The organism is Prevotella dentalis DSM 3688 (assembly GCF_000242335.1).
Lineage (GTDB): Bacteria > Bacteroidota > Bacteroidia > Bacteroidales > Bacteroidaceae > Prevotella > Prevotella seregens.
In genome coordinates this window covers 1,013,237-1,030,824 of the sequence record NC_019960.1, presented here as the reverse complement: position 1 = coordinate 1,030,824, position 17,588 = coordinate 1,013,237, and the positions used below count along the sequence as shown (strand labels likewise).

Sequence of the window (17,588 nt, the reverse complement as noted above, 5' to 3'; positions counted from 1 at the left end):
TTATTCGTGTTCAAATGGGTTTTCTGGGGTTGGATGGGGTGGTGTGCGGCCCGCCGGTGTCGCGATGACGGTGTAACGGCCTTGCGATTGCACCGTTTTGGCCTCGCGATTACGGCGTTTTGGCGTTGCGATTACGCCGTGACGGCGCGGCGATTACGGCGTTGTGGCGCAGCGGCTTCAGGGCAACGGGTCGGCGTCGTCCAGCACGGGGAACTTGCTGCGAAAGGCTTTCAGCGGCTCTATGTCGAGATCTGCCGTCACCACGTCCACCTGCCCGCGCCTGCATGCGGCGATGGTGTTGCCGTAAGGGTCTATCAGTTCCGTGCCGCCGCTGTAGCTGCATGCGGGGTCGTTGCCCGTGCGGTCCACGCCGGCCACGTAGCATTGGTTTTCGATGGCGCGGGCGTGGAGCAGCGTGGTCCAGGCCGACAGGCGAGCGGTGGGCCAGCTGGCCACGTAGAGCGCGAGGTCGTAGTCCTTGCGGTTGCGGCTGAAGACGGGGAAACGCAGGTCGTAGCACACTTGCAGCAGGATTCTGAATCCGGCATATTCCACCACCACGCGCTCCCGCCCGGCCGTGAACTGCCGGTCTTCGCCGCCGTAGGTGAAGAGGTGCCGCTTGTCGTAGTGACGCTCGCTGCCGTCGGGAAACACAAAGTAGAAGCGGTTGTAATACCGCCCCTGCTCCTCGGTGGCCACGCTGCCGGCCAGTGCACAGCCGCGCTTGCGGGCCTCGCCCTGCATCCATGCCAGGCTCTGTCCGTGGGCCTCGGCTATGCCCCGGGGGGCTGTGGCAAAGCCCGTGGAGAACATTTCGGGCAGCACGTAGAGGTCGGCCCCGGCGTTGGCGTCGAGCAAGGCGGCTATAGTCTTGTGGTTGGCAGTGGGTTGGGCCCATGCTATATCGGTTTGGAGCAGCGTTATTTTCATCTTGTTCGCTCTTGTTTTACATATTGAAAGCAAAAGTACGAAATAATCTTCGGTTTAACAAGAAATGTTTCTCCTTTTTACATTCGTGTTACATCGGCGTCGCCTTGCCTCCATTTGCGGCTATGACCGCCGCCGCTCCGACAAAACAAGGGCGGCAGACCGTCCGAAGACAGTCTGCCGCCTTTTCAACCTAAAACAATCTAATCTTAACTTTCTTTCTTGTTAAACCAATCATCAAATCTAACAACCATTTGGTAAATGGTATGCTTCGAGGCCTCGCGGGCCTGTCGGCTTCTGCTCTTACACTTTTTTTTCTACTGACCGGAACCCACAGGCCGCGGTTGTTGCCCTTGGCTTTGAGTCCGCTGCAAAGATAGGCAGAAAATCCGTGTGGCCGCCGCAAAAGAGGGCACGAAACGGCCTTTTCCTTGTGCAATCGATTGAACAGCCCGTATTCCGCCCGTTGCGGCAGGGCGGTCGGGGCGGCAGTCTCCTCCTATATATAATAATAGGTGTAACCCCGGTTTGCCCCTGGTGCAGATTAAAAAAAAGCAAAAGATGCGGCCTCGAGCGGTCTGCTCTACGGATTAATCCGTACCTTTGCAACCCAGTACGGAAGTTCGGAAAGACAGTTATAAAAATCAAATTCAAGAAGAGAATGAGAAGTATGAAGCTTTTTCTGACGGTGTTTCTGGCCGCCACACTGCTGGCTGGCTGCGGCACAGCCTCCAAGGTTCCCCTGACGGGGCGCACCCATCGCATCTCGGGCAGCTATTCCGATGCCCAGATTCTGAGTCTCAGCAACGCGGAATACACCAAGTTTATGGCCTCGGCCAAGCGGTCTTCCAATGCGGCCAACACGGCCATGGTGACGCGCGTGGGCCGGAAACTGGCCTCGGCCGTGGAGACTTACCTGCGCAACAACGGCTACGCGGGCGAGCTGAAGAACTTCCAGTGGGAGTTCAACCTCGTGCAAGACAACCAGGCCAACGCCTTCTGCATGCCCGGAGGCAAGATCGTGGTCTATGAGGGACTGCTGCCTTACACGCAGAACGAGGCCTCGCTGGCCGTGGTGCTGGGACACGAAATAGCCCATGCCGTGGCCAAGCACAGTGCCGAACAGCTCACCAAGAAGCAGAATCAGGGCGCGCTGACCTCCATTGGCGGTGCCGTGCTCAACGGTGTAGTGGGCAGCGGCGTGGGCGACATTGCCTCGCAAGTGGCCAGCGGCGTGTTCTCGTTCCGCAATCTCAAGTATTCGCGCGACAATGAGACCGAGGCCGACTACATGGGACTCATCTTTGCTGCTATGGCCGGCTACGACCCGCAGAACGCCGTCTCGTTCTGGCAGCGTATGTCGGCGGGCTCGGGTGGCAAGACTTCCGACTTCATGAGCGACCATCCCAGCGACGCCAAGCGCATTGCCAACATTCGGGGTTGGCTCCCCGAGGCCGAGAAATATTACGCCGCCAGCGGGGCCAAGACGGTCACGACGACTGCCAAACGCCCGGCTCCGACGCGCAAGGCCACCCGGAAAAGAAGATAAGCCGGCGGGGAGCCGGTCGTCGGACAAGACGCATCTGCCGGAAGCGTCATCGGGGCTTTTCGGCTGCATATTCGCAAAATAATGGCGGCAAATCCTTGCTGCCATTATTTTTTTGCCTATATTTGTAAGCGAAAAGACTCATATCAAACATCAAAATCACGATGGACTACCTTACGCATAACCTGTGGCTGGTGTGGACGCTGATTAGTGTTCTGGCCCTCATCCTGGAGGTTTCCTCGGGTACATTCTATATTATGTGTTTCGCCATTGGCGCGGCTTGCGCCGTCGTGGTGTCGTTGTTTGCCGCGCCGTTCTGGGTTCAGGTCCTGGCTTTCATCGTCTTTTCGGCCGGCAGTGTGCTCGGCGTGCGTCCTTTTGTCGTGCGTTATCTGCACAGCAGCGACAGGGAGCAGGCGAGCAATGCCGACGCCCTCATCGGGCGCGAAGGCATTGTGGTGGAAGACATTCCGGAGCGTTCCACCGGCTATGTGAAGATAGACGGTGACATGTGGCAGGCGCGCATGGACGCCTATACCGGCGCTGCGGTCAGCGGAGACCGGGTGAGGGTCGTGGCGCGCGACAGCATCATCCTCTCCGTGGAACGGCTCTGAACCACTGACAAACCATTATCTTAACTTTAAATATCATGATTGGAACCTATGTTTTGATAGGACTCATCGTCCTTGTGCTTCTTTTTGCCAAGATGTCGCTGGTCATCATCCCCCAGAGCGAGACCAAGATCATCGAGCGGCTCGGCAAGTACTATGCTACCCTCAAGCCGGGTATCAATATCATCATCCCGTTTATCGACCGGCCCAAGACCATCATCACCCTTGTTCAAGGGCGTTACACCTATAGCAACTCCATTGATTTGCGGGAGCAGGTGTACGATTTCGACAAGCAAAACGTGATTACCAAGGACAACATTCAGATGCAAATCAACGCCCTGCTCTACTTCCAGATCGTCGATCCGTTCAAGGCTGTCTATGAGATTAGCAACTTGCCCAACGCCATTGAGAAGCTCACGCAGACCACGCTGCGCAATATCATTGGCGAGATGGAGCTGGATCAGACGCTCACCTCGCGCGATACCATCAACAATAAACTGCGCGGCGTGCTCGACGATGCGACCAACAAGTGGGGCATCAAGGTGAACCGTGTGGAGCTGCAGGACATTATTCCTCCCAAAAGCGTGCTCCAGGCCATGGAAAAACAGATGCAGGCCGAGCGCGACAAGCGGGCCACGATTCTGACTTCGGAGGGCCACAAGCAGTCGCAGATTCTGCAATCCGAGGGCGACAAGACCGCAACCATCAACCGTGCCGAGGCCGACAAGCAGCAGGCCATCCTTCGCGCCGAGGGCGAAGCCCAGGCACGTATCCGCAAAGCCGAGGCCGAAGCCGTTGCCATAGGGAAGATTACCGAGGCGGTGGGGCAGTCAACCAATCCCGCCAACTACCTCCTTGCCCAGAAATACATCCGCATGATGCAGGAATTGGCCACGGGCGACAAGAACAAGACCGTCTTCCTGCCCTACGAAGCCAGCAACCTGATGGGCAGTCTGGGCGGAATCAAGGAGTTGTTCAAGTAGCGGCCGCGGGTCTTTGCGCCCGTCCGAAGAGCAATTTCTGTGGAAAGAATGACTGTAAATCTATTGGCAGTCATTCTTTTTTTTATTACTTTTGCAAGAGTTATAAGTCGAAAATCCATGAATATTTGCATAGTTTGTGGGGCTCGCCCCAACTTGATCAAGGTGGCTCCGGTCATCAGAGCGATGGAGACGGCTGAGTCCCGGGGCCGGCAAATCCGTTATCAGCTGGTCTATACCGGCGCAGCCGACGATGCGACACTCGACGGCACGCTCTTCGACGACCTCCGGATACGCCGCCCCGACGTGTTTCTGGGTGTCACTTGCTCCAATCTCAACGAGCTGACGGGCCGGGTCATGGCTGCCTTCGAGCGTTATTTGCAGCAGCAGCCGGCCGACGTGGTGGTCGTTGTAGACGACCTGGCCTCCACGATGGCCGTGTCCATCGTGACCAAGAAGCAGGGCATTCGCCTGGCACATATCGCTGCCGGCACCCGCAGTTTCGACATTTCGATGCCCAAGGAAATCAACCGACTGGTCATCGACGGCTTGTCCGACATGCTTTTCACGGCCGGCATCAGCAACAATTCCATTGCCAACCGCGAGGGAGCGGAGCTCTCGCGCGTGTTCATGGTGGGCAATGTGCTCATCGACAACCTGCGTTTCAATCACGGACGGCTCGTTCGCCCCACCGTCTGCGACGAGCTGGGACTCAAGGAGGGCCGCTACATCGTCTTCACCCTCAACCGCAAGGCCCTCATCCACGATGCCGACAACCTGCGCGAGATGGTGCGCGCGCTCGACGCCCGGGCCGACGGTGTGCCCGTCGTGGCTCCGCTGCGCGGGCCGGCGCGCGAGGCTGTCGAGGCCTGTCTGCCCAAGACGGGTGGCAGCCATATCAAGCTTATCGACCCGCTGGGCTACCTCGAATTTTGCTGGCTCACGACCCATGCCATGGGTATTGTCACCGACTCGGGCAACGTGGCCGAGGAGGCCACGTTCAATCAAGTGCCGTGCATCACGCTCAACAGCTACACCGAGCACATCGAAACCGTCAAGGTGGGCACCAATGTGCTCGTGGGCGAGGATGCCGCACAGCTGTCGGATGCCGTGGGCCGCATGGTGCGGGGCGAGTGGAAGACGGCTGGCATTCCCGACCGCTGGGACGGCCGCAGTGCCGAGCGCATCGTCCGTATCTTGGCCGAAAGCGGTGTTCAGACCTAAGCCACGAATCATTTTTAACCCAAGAAGGATAACATGAGAACGAGTATTTTTGGACTTTTAGCCTTGCCGCTACTGTTCTCGGCCTGCCACGTCAACGGGCAGACCAAGAAGAACGGCCATAATACAACGCCGCGTATGGAAATCAACGACACCCATCAGTATGTCAAACCCAGCGAAGCCCAGCTTCGCCGGACGCTTACCCCGGAGCAATACGAGGTGACGCAGCACGCAGCCACCGAGCGTCCCTTTGCCAATGCCTACGACCATGAGTTCCGGCCGGGCATCTATGTGGACGTCACCACGGGCCAACCGCTCTTTGTCTCGACCGACAAGTACGATTCGGGATGCGGCTGGCCGGCTTTCTCCCGCCCCATAGACGATGGTCTGCTCGAGACCGTCACCGACCGTTCGCACGGCATGGTGCGTACCGAGGTACGCAGCAAGTTGGGTGGAGCCCATCTGGGCCACGTGTTCGACGACGGCCCTGCCGAGCGTGGAGGTACGCGCTACTGCATCAACAGTGCTTCGCTGCGCTTCGTGCCCGAGGCGCAGATGGAGGCCGAAGGCTATGGAGCCTACCTGAAATTGTTGGGCAAAAAACAGAAAACGATGAAAGAAATTTATCTTGCCGGTGGCTGCTTCTGGGGCACTGAGCACTATTTCAAACAAGTGAAAGGCGTGGCAGAGACCGAGGTGGGCTATGCCAACGGCATCACCGCCAACCCCACATACGAGGAGGTGTGCACTGACAAGACGCAGTTTGCCGAGACGGTGCACCTGCGCTATGATGCCGCCAGCATAGGGCTTGAGAAGCTGCTCGACCTCTATTTTCTGGCCATCGACCCAACCAGCCTCAACCAGCAGGGCCACGACCGCGGCACACAGTACCGCACGGGCATCTACTATACCGACGAAAGCGACCTGCCTGTTATCCGTAGGGTCATGGCGCGGCAGCAGCAAAAGGTGGGCCGTCCCATCGTCGTGGAGGTGAAACCGCTGAAGAATTTCTATGCCGCCGAGACCTATCATCAGGATTATCTCGACAAGAACCCCAACGGTTACTGCCATCTGCCCAAGGCGCTCTTCGAGTATGCGCGCAAGGCCAATCGCTAAACCGACGTTGCTCCATGCACGGACATACTGACAATTACACCTTTCTCACCTCGGCGCCTATCCACCGTGTCATCATCACGATGGCCGTCCCCACCATCGTCTCCATGTTGGTGACGAACCTTTACAACATGGCCGACACCTTCTTTGTCGGCCATATCAACACGCAGTCCACGGCCGCCGTGGGCATTGTGTTCAGCATGATGTTTGTCATTCAGTCGTTCGGTTTCTTCTTTGGACACGGTTCGGGCAATTTTATTTCACGCGAACTGGGGGCGCGTCGGCACGATACGGCTGCACGCATGGCGGCCACGGGCTTCTGTTGGTCGTTCCTGACGGGGGTGGTCATCCTGGCGCTGGGTGAGTTGTGGCTCACGCCGCTCAGCCGGTGGCTTGGCTCCACGCCCACCATCCTGCCCTATACCGAACGCTACATGGGCATCGTGCTCCTCGGTGCGCCGTTTCTCACGAGTTCGCTCACGCTCAACAACCAGATGCGCTTTCAGGGCAACGCCTCGTTGGCCATGGTGGGCATTGTCACTGGTGCTGTGCTCAACGTAGGGCTCGACCCGCTCTTCATCTTTGGGCTGGACATGGGTGTTGACGGCGCGGCCCTGGCCACGGTGGTGGGGCAGGTGGTGAGCTTCGCCATTTTGCTCTATATGACTTATCGTGGCGAGAACATTCCCATCCGTCTGCGCAGCTTCAGTCCGTCGCCCGCCTTGCTCAAGGAGATCTTCTTTGGCGGCAGCCCGTCGCTCAGTCGGCAGGGATTGGGAGCCGTGGCCACGTGGGCTCTCAACGTGGCCTCCGGCCGTTACGGCGATGCCGCCATTGCGGCCATGAGCATCGTGGGCCGCATTTCCATGCTCGTCATGTCGGTGGTCATCGGCCTGGGCCAGGGCTTTCAGCCTTTCTGCGGCTTCTGTTATGGGGCCGGTCTCTACCCGCGTCTGCGCCAAGGCTTCTGGTTCACGGTGAAGCTGGGCACGGCTTTTCTGGTGGTTGTGTCCGTGGCGTTCATGCTGTTCAGCGGGAGTTCCATCGGCATCTTCCGCAACGACCCGGCCGTGATAGCCATAGGCGTGAAGGCTCTGCGTCTGCAACTCATCACGTGGCCCGTCAATGCGTTTGGCATTTGCAGCAACATGCTCATGCAGACTTGCCGCAAACCGTGGCGTGCCAACCTGCTGGCCGCCGCCCGCCAGGGACTGTTTTTCGTGCCTCTGGTGGTAGTGCTCCCCCGCTATTTCGGTCTGCTGGGGGTGGAAATGTGCCAAGCGTGGAGCGATGTGCTGGCCCTCTTGCTCACCGTTCCCATCGTGTGGGGATTCTTCCGGGAGTTGCGCGCCACCCCGATGAGGGCGGCCTGAAAACCTGTTAAAGCATCAAGGTATGTCAGAAACAACTTTATACGTCAAGAACATGGTGTGCGACCGCTGCAAGATGGCAGTGGACAAGACGTTGCGCCAAGTGGGGCTGGAACCCGTCGAGGTGGATTTGGGCGTGGTTCGTGTGGCCGGAGTGCCCGGCGAGAGCCAGTTGGCCCAGCTGCGTGAGGGGTTGGAGGCTCTGGGATTCGGGCTGCTCGATAACCGCCGCTTGCAGACCATTGAGCAGATCAAGGCCGGCATCATCAAGCTGGTGCACTATCTCGACAACCAGACGTCGCTCAATCTCTCGGGCTTCTTGCAGCAGGAACTCCATCAAGATTACTCCACACTCTCCAAACTGTTCTCCGAATACACCTCGAAAACCATCGAGCGTTACTATATAGAGCAGCGTATCGAGCGGGTGAAAGAGTTGCTGACCTACGACGAGAAGACGCTCACCGAGATAGCCCTACAAATGAACTACTCCAGTGTGGCCTATCTGTCGAGCCAGTTCAAGAGTGTCACGGGCATGACACCGTCGCAGTTCAAGACGCTGAGGCGGCAGGGCCGGAAAGGCCTCGACACCATTTAATCTGTGTCCATAGGCCGTGAGCCAGCATGCCCCGCAAGGGAAAACGATGAATATTAAACCATAAAATCACAAGATGAAAAGAAGAATTTTAGTGTTTGCAGCCATGCTGCTGTTGGCTGGGAGTGCCTTGGCACAGCGCAGCCCCAGGTTGTTGAGGTTTACAGCCCAGCAACAGTCTCTCAAGTTTGAATATGATGCGCTCGGCAGAGTCGTCAGAGATGTGTACAGTTCAGAGGATGCAGAAGAGGGAGTGGAGTTTCGCACCAACACCTATGCCTATAGCATGAACAAGATTGTGCAGCGTTATAGTGAGGGAAGCCTCATGGATACTGACTCGCGTACCAGTATACTCAAGGATGGAAAAATCGTGAAAGAGACCGTCGTGATGAATGATGACGAAAGCGGTTTGCCCAAAAGTACGTACACACTCAACTTTACTTATAATGCCGACAACCAGTTGGTGAAGGTGGAAACGCTTGCGGGGTCTGGGAAAAACATCAATATTCATGAAGTGACATGGGCCGACGGGTGTCCGTCCAATATCAAGACCTATCGGGAGGGCGTGCTTGTTGGTGAGATGAACTTCACCTACGACACCTCCGTGACCAACCCCTACATCATTGCAATAACCAATCCTTTCTTGCATGTGCTGGACTATGAGGCCATCCTGCCGTATGGGCAACTGCTGGAAGACAGCTATGGAGAGCCGGTGAAGTATGCCATGCGCAGCGTGAAATACACGGAACACGTGAGCCATTCCTATGATTGGGATCCCAGGGATGACTTTGAATTAGCCTATACTAAAAATGCAAAGGGCGAAGTTGTCAGTGCTGTTCAAACCGGCCCTGAGGAAAATGAGACAATAAGTTTCGAGTGGGAAAATGCTACGGGCATATCTGTACACAATAATAACGGTACGGGCACAGACAGCTATTATCGTGCCGACGGCGTGCGCCGGACGAGCACGGGCAAGGGCCTGAACATCATCCGCTCGGCTGATGGTACCGTGCGCAAAGTGCTGAAATAGCCTCCCCGCCGTTTGTCCTCCTTAAGAAAGGAGGATGGAAACTTGTAACGAACATCCAGAATTCCGTAACAGACTCACCCTGTAAAGGCCGTACCTTTGCAGGGTGAATGGTAATATGGCAGTTCCTTGCCATTTTCAAATCGTTAAAAACAGACATCATGATGGAAACAAAGACATTTGCAGTAAGTGGAATGAAGTGTGAACATTGCCTGGCCAAGGTGGAGAACGCTCTCAAATCGCTGCCGGGAGTGAGCGCTGTGGAGGGCAGTCTGGCAGACAAGAGCGTCACCGTGACTTATGACGAGGGGCAGGTCAGCCCAGCCTGGATGAAAGAGAGCGTGGCCGCCAGCGGCCGATACGAACTGAGTTTGTAGTTGCCCGGCTTCCCTTTCCTAAGGGATAGGGGACTGGAAAAAATTTGATTGGATATGAAACAAACCATTCCTGTCATCGGCATGGCCTGTTCGGCCTGTTCGGCCAACGTGGAGCGTAGGCTCAACGAGCTGGAGGGCATAGCCAGTGCCTCGGTCAACCTGCCCGGCCGTACTGCCCTTGTGGATTTCGATCCGGCACGCATCTCGCTCGAAACCATGAAAAAAGAGATCAATGCCATCGGCTACGATCTCGTGATAGAACAAGACCGCTCGGCCGAAGAAATACAGAAGCGTGAGTATGTGCTGCTGCGTCGCAAGACCGTCGTGTCGTGGTTGGCCGCTCTTTTGGTGATGTGCATCTCCATGGATTGGCTCTCTGTGGGCAGCCGCAGCATGGCCAACCAGGTCAGTCTGCTGCTTGCACTGGCCAATATGCTGTATTGCGGTCGGACGTTCTACGTGTCGGCCTGGCGGCAGTTGCGCCACGGCACGGCCAATATGGACACGCTGGTGGCCCTGTCTACGGGCATCAGCTTTGCATTCAGCGCGTTCAACACGTTTTGGGGAAACGTGGTATGGGGGAGCCGGGGCATCGTGTGGCACACCTATTTCGATGCCAGCGTGATGATTATTACTTTCGTTCTCACCGGCCGTCTGCTCGAAGAGAAGGCCAAGGACGGCACGGCCAGCAGCATTCGCCAGCTCATGGGCATGGCTCCCAAGACGGCGAGAATTGTGGCCTCCCCCGTCCCCTCCGCTGGAAAGGGCGAAGCGGAGCCGCAGTCTGTGGTCGATGGCGAGGATGTTCCGGTTTCGGCTATAGAGGTGGGCGACCTGCTGGAGGTGCGGCCGGGCGAAAAGGTGCCCGTGGACGGCGAGGTTACCTGGGCCGCCTCGTTCATGAAAGGCGATGCTGCCTACGTGGACGAGAGCATGATTACCGGTGAGCCTACACCCGCCGAGAAGAAAGCGGGTACGCGGGTGCTGGCCGGCACCATCCCCAGCCAGGGCAAATTCCGCATGCGTGCCAGCCAAGTCGGCGAGCATACGGCTTTGGCCCACATCATCCGCATGGTGCAGGAGGCACAGGGCAGTAAGGCTCCCGTGCAGCGAATCGTGGATCGGGCCGCCTTGGTATTCGTGCCCGTAGTGGCGGGTATTGCGGTGCTGACCTTTCTTGCGTGGTGGGCCATTGGCGGTACGGCGGCCCTGCCCCAGGCCATTCTCAGTGCGGTGGCCGTGCTTGTGGTGGCTTGTCCATGCGCCATGGGCCTGGCCACGCCCACGGCTCTCATGGTGGGCATTGGCAAAGCCGCCCAAAAGCAAGTGCTCATCAAGGATGCCACGGCATTGGAGAACCTGCGACGGGTGGACGTGCTGGTGACCGACAAGACGGGTACGCTCACGATTCCCAATCAGAATGTGGACTTCACACAAGCCGATGCACTGCCTATGGAGCAGCGCGAAACGCTGAAACCGCATGCCCGCGAGGCCATGCAGGCCTTGCAGAAACGCGGCATCGAGGTCTATATGATGAGCGGGGACAAGGAAGAGGCGGCCCGCTACTGGGCCCGGCAAGCCGGCATTGCCCACTATCGGAGCAAGGTGCTGCCACGGGACAAGGAGAATCTAGTGCGGCGGTTGCAGGCCGACGGCAAGCGGGTGGCCATGGTGGGCGACGGCATCAACGACACACAGGCCTTGGCCTTGGCCGATGTGAGCATCGCCATGGGCAAGGGCACCGACGTCGCGATGGACGTGGCACAGGTGACATTGATGACGGATGACCTGCGGGCCATTCCCGAAGCCGTGACGCTGAGCCACAAGACGGTGCGCATGATATGGGAAAATCTGTTTTGGGCTTTCGTCTACAACATCGTGTGCATTCCGCTGGCGGCCGGTATATTGCACATCTTCGGCATCGACTTCCAGATTACACCCATGTGGGCCTCGGCCTTGATGGCCCTGTCGAGTGTGAGTGTGGTGCTCAACAGTTTGCGGCTCAAGCTGATGGATTGAGCCGTGTTGTGGCTCCGCTTACTGTTGTGGGGTGGGGTAGTTGTACTTGTATCGGTCGGCATAGCCGACGTGGTAGGAGGGAAACCAGTTCCTTTCCACCGAGAGTTGGAGCGAGAAGCTGGGGTTGGGCGTCCATCGCACGGCAGCCCCCAGCCTGTCGCCCAAGTCATTATATAAATAAGGTGTACCCAGATAGTCCAGCCCGCGGCCGTAGGGATAGCCGTAGCTCCCCACGCCATTGTCGACAAGCGACTTCTGTCCGTACAGGTAGGCCGACCAGTGTTCGTTGAACTGATAGCCCAGTTCACCGTAAAGGCCGCCGGTGGTATAGCTGTCACCACTCCAATTCACATGGTTCACGTATCCGCCCACGGCCAACCAGGCGCGTCGGCCCAAGGGTTGCAGCCAAGTGGCCGAGAGCCTTTGGGAGAATCCGGCCCCGTGGCGTGCGTGCTTGCCAAACTGGGCAAACACGCTCAAGTCAAGGCTGGCATTGAGTCCCTGATGGAGCGAACCGTATCTGTAGGCCGAGTCGGGCAGGGCCGGCCGGGCAAAAGTGGGGACAGGGGCCAGCGGTTGCAGGTGTTGGGCATGGGCTGCAAGGGCCGGGCAGAAAGCCGCAGCCAAGAGGATATAGGCCGTTTTTCTCATCGTCGGTATGGTTGAATCTTCAAATGCTTATGCCGCAAAATTACGCATTCCCGGGCAGAGGCAGGGAGGGAGAAGCGGTTTTTTATTATACTTTTGTATAAAAAACGCTAACGGGAAAACCTCTCCCTACATAGAATTGCTACCTTTGCCCCATATCCGGCAGGACGATGTTGCCCTGCCTTCGGATAAGAACAACATGCCGATGAAAAAGAATTGTCTCATGGCCGTGGTGCTGTTCGCATTGGCAGCCCCGGCGAAAGCTCAAGTCTATAAGGACACCAATAGGAGCGTGAAGTCGCGCGTGACCGAACTTTACGGTCAGGCCCGTAAGGGCATGAAGAAAGCCGGGAAGAACGTGGGCGACTTTTTCGGGTTGCATCATCGCGGCGACAGCGACGAGGTGGAGATAGACGGGGTGAAGTATATGCCTGTGTACAGGGTCAATCTTTTCCGTGACGATACCGAGGGTCTGCGCGAAATCTGCCGCAAGGACTTTGCGCGACGCTATGCCCGCGCCCAGATTGTGAGTGTGGCCATTCCGCAGCGGTCGTGGACGGAGACTGCCGTGAAGCAGCGGGGAAAGATTATTGCCTACCGCCGCCGGGCCTACTGCTACGTGCTGGCCAAGGATGGCACCGACGGATATATCAATGCCCGCTATCAGTTCAAGAGCTCGCGCGAGCCCGGCAAGGCTTGGGTGATACCTGAAGGCTATTGGCCCCGCTTCGAGCGGGCCGACGCCATCCCCAACGTCCATTTCGAGAAACTGAAAGATTGAGGCAGAGCACGATTTGATGGTTTGGGGCATGAATAGACGTTTTAAGGGTATATGAATAGACACTTTAGGGCAGAATAGCGCGCAATAATTGCCATTTCTCTTGCGTATTTCTGTTTTTATCGCTACCTTTGCGCCCAAATCCAAGTTTTTGGTATTGAACATCATAGAGAGACATCAGCGTCCGCAGCATTTCCACAACGAGAGCAAAGGGATGTGCGCAGCACAGGGAAAGACAACTTTTCCTGCAAATTTTTCGTCGAATAGTTTGGTAGTTCCAAATAATTTGCTACTCTCTCTCTCTCTCTCTCTCTCTCTCAAGCCACTGGCGTAACCTCTCTCTAAAACATACACGCGTACGCGCGCGAGGTGAACCTCGTGCAACCCAATAGGCAAAGGACTCCCCGGAGTTTCCTTTGCCCCACTTTTCATGTCCTTTTCGCAGCTGAGCGAAAAGGGAAATAAGCAGCCTTTAAGGCCTTAAAAAGAAGTAAATCCCTAATTTAAAATCAAGATTATAAACATGGACAGACAAAAGACAATGAAGTGCGCTTATCTCGCGCCATTCACCGAAGTGATTCCAGTGAACGTAGAATATTCCTTGCTGGTCAGCTCCCCCGTTTCGGGCGGGCACAACGATGCCGGCGACGGCGAGGAACTGAATGCCAAGCGGAACAGATTCTTCGATCACGAGGACGAGGTCGGGACAAACGGCTGGAGGGCTTGGAGCTAAGACTAAAAGGAATAAAAGTACGGAACAATCAGAAAAAGAAAACATGAAAATGAATACCAAGCATTTGTCCAAGGCGGCATCACTGCTCATCGCCGCCACGCTCGCCGGTTGTGCCGGAGACGAAAAGGCACCGGCCGGACAGCAAGGCCAGCAGCCGGACACGAAAGGAATGACAGAGTTTGCCATGGTTGAACAGGATGTGAATGCCGTCGCCACACGAACCTCGGGCGAGTACACCGGGGCGGCGGTGAAATTCTACTGGACGTCGAACGACCAACTGTGGATCAACAACACCGCCTCCGCTTCGCCCCTGAAAGCAAGCAACCACTCCACCATCCCCACCCCGAACGGCAAGGAGGCCACCGCCAAGTTCTGGTTTGAAGACCGCTACACCGCCCCGGACTATCCCGTGCGCTATACGGGAAACAGCAACACTGCGGGTGACAAGGTGATCATCAAGTCGGCACAGGCGCAGCAAGCGCCCAACGACGGCGCGCATATCGGCACCGACGGCGACTGCGGCACGGCAACGGCACACCGCCAGGGCGACGGCTCATACCTCTTCACGCTCGACCACAAGGCATCCTACCTCACGTTCATGCCCTGCTACAGCAGCAATCTCGACCCAGACTATCCGGGATTCGCATCAAGCGTAAAACTCACCCAAATCAAGGTCAGCGCCGACCAGCCTCTCGCCGGCACCTACAGTTTCGACGACACGGGCCTCAAGCTGTCCACCGCCACTGCCACCTCTAAAAGTATCACCATCACGCTCGCGGGCGGCGGCACCAACGGCTTCGAGATTCCCGTTGCCACAGAATACGGCAAGAACGCTGCCATCATGGTTGTCGCTCCCGGCTCGTACACCAACTTCACCGTGGAATACACCCTACACGACCAGGTGACGAACATAACCGGTACGGTGAAGAAGAACTATGGCAGCGTTGACTGTCACGTGGGAAGGAACAAGAAGATTGCCCCCGACCTTGATGTGCCCAATTACAGCGACACGAAGTGGGCGATGTGGGATGCGCACCACACCTACTGGCAGGGACACGAGAGCACACAGCCCAGAGTCAACGGTGAAACTGGCACCGGCTTTGCGACAGCGTGGGGCGACCCTCGCTGGTACAGCAACTCACCGGCCCAAGCAGTCAACCTCTGCGCCCAGTGCCCCAATATCAACGAAATGATGTGGTATATATCCAATGGAGACGCTCACTGGGATGCCACGAAGATATGGTGCGTATGGGGACACCTTTATCAGAATGGCATGTGGCTCCTCAAGAGAGCCAACATCCCCATTTTCAACTCGGAAAAATGGTGGGATGAAAAAGACTGGCGTGTCATAAATCATCCGAACTTTTATCTCGACATGTCAGATCGTATCAAAACGACGGCCATCGCCGATGCCGATCGGGACAAGTACTTCTATCTCCCCGCCTTCGACAATATGGATGAAGGTAACTGGTGGCCCGTGGGAAAATATGGAACCTACTGGGCATCCACACCCACAAACGGAACTGACAAATATGCTTACGCCTTGCTTTTTGCCAAGGATACGCTGGTCGTGCGTCCAAGAAGGCGATGGGAAGGCGATGTGTTCATAGCATTTGAATAACATACCCCCTACTTTTGGACGTGCTTTGTCATGATAGCGGCAGGTGTCGTTTGATGTCTGCCGCTGTAGGCAAATCCAATTGGTGGTGCAAAATCAAAATGGAGAAAACAGACTTTCGCTCTTGGGCGAAACGCTAAACTGGCGGAAAAACGGCCGTCGTCCCGGGGCGAAACGCTAAATCGACGAAAAAACGGCCGTCGTCCCGGGACGAAACGCTAAACCGACGAAAAAACGGCCGTCGTCCCGGGGCGAAACGCTAAACCGACGAAAAAATGGCCGTCGTCCCGGGGCGAAACGCTAAACCGACGAAAAAACGGCCATCGTCCCAAGGCGAAACGCTAAACCGACGAAAAAACGGCCGTCGTCCCAGGGCGAAACATCCATGGCAATGAAAACAACACATATTCGTGGCAACCTCCCCTACGCCAATACCTGAATGTATCCAATCTTTATTAACCCTCTAAAACGAAAAACATGGAATTGAAAGAAATGAAACGTTCGCGCCTCCACAACATGGAGCACTATCAGTTTGCCGACCGCGTGCTCACGCTCTGCAAGGAGGCGAAGACGGAGAAGCTCACCGCCGTGCTCGGGCCCCTCGAGACTGCCGTGGCCGAGGAGGACAAGGCCCTGAACCAGCCGCGAACGGAGCCCAACACGCAGAAGATGCGCGAGGCCGACGAGCGGCGCGACAGGTCGTACCAAGCCCTGCGGCTGGCCGTGGCCCTACACCTGCACAGCACGGACGCGGCCGTGCTGGCCGCCGCCGAGGCCGTGAACCGCGTGATGGAGGCCTACCCCAACGTCACGGCATCGAACTACGACAAGGAGACGGGGCTCATCCGCAACCTCGTGGCCGACCTGGGCACGGACGACGTGGCACAGCACGTGACGAAGATCGACGCCGACCTGTACGTGAACCGGCTGGAGATGGACAACACGGTGTTCGACAAGCTCTTCCACGCGCAGCTCAAGACGGGCGTGACGGCCGGCGCGTTCGACGTGAAGCAGCTGCGGGCCGCGACGGACCGTGCGCTGTCGGCCGTGCTGCGCCGCGTTGAGGCGCTGGACGAGCTGGAGCCCTCGGCACCCATCGCCTCGCTCATCACGCAGTACAACAACCTGGTGGACAACCGCCGCACGCTCTTGGCCCACCGCGCGGGCACGTCGCAGACGGCGCGCGACCGCCGGCGTGCCGAACACGAGGCGCATCTGCGGCCGGGTTTCGCCGCGCTGGAGCAGCAGCTGGGGCTCGCGGCCGGCAGCCTGTCGTTCACGGGCAAGACGGAGGGGACGGGTGCGAAGCGACATTACGAGCTTGCCGTGGCGGGCCAGACCACGCCCGATGGCCAGCCCAGGACCATCTGGGTGGGGCAGAACAAGAACGGCTCCCTCTTTGTGTACGAGAAAGTGGAGGCATGAACCGCGGCGCATTCGCAGGGCCACATGCTCTGTGTGGCCGACCGTCCAAACCACGGTGCATGAGGATTTAAAAGACAACGACACATCGCATGGATTCAAAAGACAACGACCATAAACAACGCTGCGCCACGGTATTGCCGTTGTTATCTGTTGTTCCCCGTTGTCTTCGCCAACCCCATTAATGACGGTTGTATGAACGGGCACATACGCGTATGGGCATCGTCCATCCCCTTGTAACTATAATACGCTTAATATTGTGTTTTTTATATATCTCTTTTTGCGCGGGCTGTGTCGTGAGACACGGCCCGCGATTCTTTTAGACAGAACAACAGAATGGACATCTGGCTGCGCGTTGGGGTTTTAGACAGAACAACATATTTGAACATATAGCTGCGCGATGAATGCGCATGCGAGGTTTTGCTGTAGGGGCCGGCCTCCGTGACACCCCGCACGCCAAAACCACACTAAACTCCTGTGCCATTCCACCGCGCAGCATCTGTGAAATCTGTGCAATCTGTGAGAAAATACCACGCATGGAATCGGTGTGTCCTTTTTCATCGCGCAGCTATATGTTCAAATATGTTGTTCTGTCTAAAACCTCAC

The 17,588-nt window shown here is 57.0% G+C and carries 16 protein-coding genes; 14 read left to right on the top strand and 2 right to left on the bottom strand.

Annotated elements, in window-relative coordinates:
• Positions 1-177: 177 nt before the first annotated feature.
• The gene (locus PREDE_RS04190) at positions 178-930 is read right to left on the bottom strand and encodes an amidohydrolase (protein WP_005844435.1); all 753 of its coding nucleotides are present in this window, start codon (positions 928-930) and stop codon (positions 178-180) included.
• A 658-nt stretch (positions 931-1,588) separates the two neighbouring features.
• Here PREDE_RS04190 and PREDE_RS04185 point away from each other — a divergent pair.
• From PREDE_RS04185 to PREDE_RS04140, 10 genes are all read left to right on the top strand, one after another.
• On the top strand, positions 1,589-2,476 hold the full coding sequence (locus PREDE_RS04185; RefSeq protein WP_005844432.1) for a M48 family metallopeptidase: 888 nt from the start codon (positions 1,589-1,591) through the stop codon (positions 2,474-2,476).
• Between the two features lie 161 nt (positions 2,477-2,637).
• A complete protein-coding gene (locus PREDE_RS04180; protein ID WP_005844430.1) occupies positions 2,638-3,087 on the top strand; it encodes an NfeD family protein in 450 nt (149 codons plus the stop codon).
• 35 nt (positions 3,088-3,122) lie between these two features.
• Complete coding sequence (locus PREDE_RS04175) at positions 3,123-4,067, top strand: SPFH domain-containing protein (protein ID WP_005844428.1); 945 nt, start codon at positions 3,123-3,125, stop codon at positions 4,065-4,067.
• A 117-nt stretch (positions 4,068-4,184) separates the two neighbouring features.
• The gene (locus PREDE_RS04170; protein ID WP_015298472.1) at positions 4,185-5,288 is read left to right on the top strand and encodes a UDP-N-acetyl glucosamine 2-epimerase; all 1,104 of its coding nucleotides are present in this window, start codon (positions 4,185-4,187) and stop codon (positions 5,286-5,288) included.
• Between the two features lie 33 nt (positions 5,289-5,321).
• Complete coding sequence (locus PREDE_RS04165; RefSeq protein WP_005844425.1) at positions 5,322-6,401, top strand: bifunctional methionine sulfoxide reductase B/A protein; 1,080 nt, start codon at positions 5,322-5,324, stop codon at positions 6,399-6,401.
• Between the two features lie 14 nt (positions 6,402-6,415).
• The gene (locus PREDE_RS04160; RefSeq protein ID WP_005844423.1) at positions 6,416-7,771 is read left to right on the top strand and encodes an MATE family efflux transporter; all 1,356 of its coding nucleotides are present in this window, start codon (positions 6,416-6,418) and stop codon (positions 7,769-7,771) included.
• Between the two features lie 22 nt (positions 7,772-7,793).
• Positions 7,794-8,363 carry an AraC family transcriptional regulator gene (locus PREDE_RS04155; protein WP_005844421.1) on the top strand — a complete coding sequence of 190 codons (570 nt, stop codon included), beginning with the start codon at positions 7,794-7,796 and terminating at the stop codon, positions 8,361-8,363.
• 73 nt (positions 8,364-8,436) lie between these two features.
• A complete protein-coding gene (locus PREDE_RS04150) occupies positions 8,437-9,390 on the top strand; it encodes a DUF4595 domain-containing protein (protein WP_005844419.1) in 954 nt (317 codons plus the stop codon).
• Positions 9,391-9,548: 158 nt separating this feature from the next.
• Positions 9,549-9,764: a heavy-metal-associated domain-containing protein gene (locus PREDE_RS04145; protein ID WP_015298470.1), complete on the top strand. Its 216-nt coding sequence runs from the start codon at positions 9,549-9,551 to the stop codon at positions 9,762-9,764.
• A 54-nt stretch (positions 9,765-9,818) separates the two neighbouring features.
• Positions 9,819-11,783, top strand: a complete 1,965-nt coding sequence (locus PREDE_RS04140) for a heavy metal translocating P-type ATPase (RefSeq protein ID WP_015298469.1) — start codon at positions 9,819-9,821, stop codon at positions 11,781-11,783.
• Between the two features lie 18 nt (positions 11,784-11,801).
• On the opposite strand, the gene PREDE_RS04135 is transcribed toward PREDE_RS04140, so the two are convergent.
• A complete protein-coding gene (locus PREDE_RS04135; RefSeq protein ID WP_005844413.1) occupies positions 11,802-12,434 on the bottom strand; it encodes a hypothetical protein in 633 nt (210 codons plus the stop codon).
• A gap of 202 nt (positions 12,435-12,636) precedes the next feature.
• Here PREDE_RS04135 and PREDE_RS04130 point away from each other — a divergent pair, with 202 nt between their 5' ends.
• The 4 genes from PREDE_RS04130 to PREDE_RS04115 all read left to right on the top strand — a co-directional run bounded on the left by PREDE_RS04130 (position 12,637) and on the right by PREDE_RS04115 (position 16,985).
• The gene (locus PREDE_RS04130; RefSeq protein WP_154648437.1) at positions 12,637-13,212 is read left to right on the top strand and encodes a hypothetical protein; all 576 of its coding nucleotides are present in this window, start codon (positions 12,637-12,639) and stop codon (positions 13,210-13,212) included.
• A 520-nt stretch (positions 13,213-13,732) separates the two neighbouring features.
• Positions 13,733-13,942: a hypothetical protein gene (locus PREDE_RS04125; RefSeq protein WP_005844405.1), complete on the top strand. Its 210-nt coding sequence runs from the start codon at positions 13,733-13,735 to the stop codon at positions 13,940-13,942.
• A gap of 43 nt (positions 13,943-13,985) precedes the next feature.
• A complete protein-coding gene (locus tag PREDE_RS04120) occupies positions 13,986-15,563 on the top strand; it encodes a hypothetical protein (RefSeq protein WP_005844403.1) in 1,578 nt (525 codons plus the stop codon).
• Positions 15,564-16,037: 474 nt separating this feature from the next.
• Entirely contained in the window at positions 16,038-16,985 is a 948-nt protein-coding gene (locus PREDE_RS04115; RefSeq protein ID WP_015298467.1) for a DUF6261 family protein, read from the top strand.
• Positions 16,986-17,588 lie beyond the last annotated feature (603 nt).

What these genes read in the sequence shown, in the direction of transcription:
- PREDE_RS04170 (WP_015298472.1), top strand. Translation starts at nt 4,185, where the DNA reads ATGAATATTTGCATAGTTTGTGGGGCTCGCCCCAACTTGATCAAGGTG.
- PREDE_RS04145 (WP_015298470.1), top strand. Translation starts at nt 9,549, where the DNA reads ATGATGGAAACAAAGACATTTGCAGTAAGTGGAATGAAGTGTGAACAT.
- PREDE_RS04135 (WP_005844413.1), bottom strand. Translation starts at nt 12,434, where the DNA reads ATGAGAAAAACGGCCTATATCCTCTTGGCTGCGGCTTTCTGCCCGGCC.
- PREDE_RS04175 (WP_005844428.1), top strand. Translation starts at nt 3,123, where the DNA reads ATGATTGGAACCTATGTTTTGATAGGACTCATCGTCCTTGTGCTTCTT.
- PREDE_RS04130 (WP_154648437.1), top strand. Translation starts at nt 12,637, where the DNA reads ATGAAAAAGAATTGTCTCATGGCCGTGGTGCTGTTCGCATTGGCAGCC.
- PREDE_RS04180 (WP_005844430.1), top strand. Translation starts at nt 2,638, where the DNA reads ATGGACTACCTTACGCATAACCTGTGGCTGGTGTGGACGCTGATTAGT.
- PREDE_RS04190 (WP_005844435.1), bottom strand. Translation starts at nt 930, where the DNA reads ATGAAAATAACGCTGCTCCAAACCGATATAGCATGGGCCCAACCCACT.
- PREDE_RS04120 (WP_005844403.1), top strand. Translation starts at nt 13,986, where the DNA reads ATGAAAATGAATACCAAGCATTTGTCCAAGGCGGCATCACTGCTCATC.
- PREDE_RS04160 (WP_005844423.1), top strand. Translation starts at nt 6,416, where the DNA reads ATGCACGGACATACTGACAATTACACCTTTCTCACCTCGGCGCCTATC.
- PREDE_RS04150 (WP_005844419.1), top strand. Translation starts at nt 8,437, where the DNA reads ATGAAAAGAAGAATTTTAGTGTTTGCAGCCATGCTGCTGTTGGCTGGG.
- PREDE_RS04165 (WP_005844425.1), top strand. Translation starts at nt 5,322, where the DNA reads ATGAGAACGAGTATTTTTGGACTTTTAGCCTTGCCGCTACTGTTCTCG.
- PREDE_RS04115 (WP_015298467.1), top strand. Translation starts at nt 16,038, where the DNA reads ATGGAATTGAAAGAAATGAAACGTTCGCGCCTCCACAACATGGAGCAC.
- PREDE_RS04155 (WP_005844421.1), top strand. Translation starts at nt 7,794, where the DNA reads ATGTCAGAAACAACTTTATACGTCAAGAACATGGTGTGCGACCGCTGC.
- PREDE_RS04125 (WP_005844405.1), top strand. Translation starts at nt 13,733, where the DNA reads ATGGACAGACAAAAGACAATGAAGTGCGCTTATCTCGCGCCATTCACC.
- PREDE_RS04185 (WP_005844432.1), top strand. Translation starts at nt 1,589, where the DNA reads ATGAGAAGTATGAAGCTTTTTCTGACGGTGTTTCTGGCCGCCACACTG.
- PREDE_RS04140 (WP_015298469.1), top strand. Translation starts at nt 9,819, where the DNA reads ATGAAACAAACCATTCCTGTCATCGGCATGGCCTGTTCGGCCTGTTCG.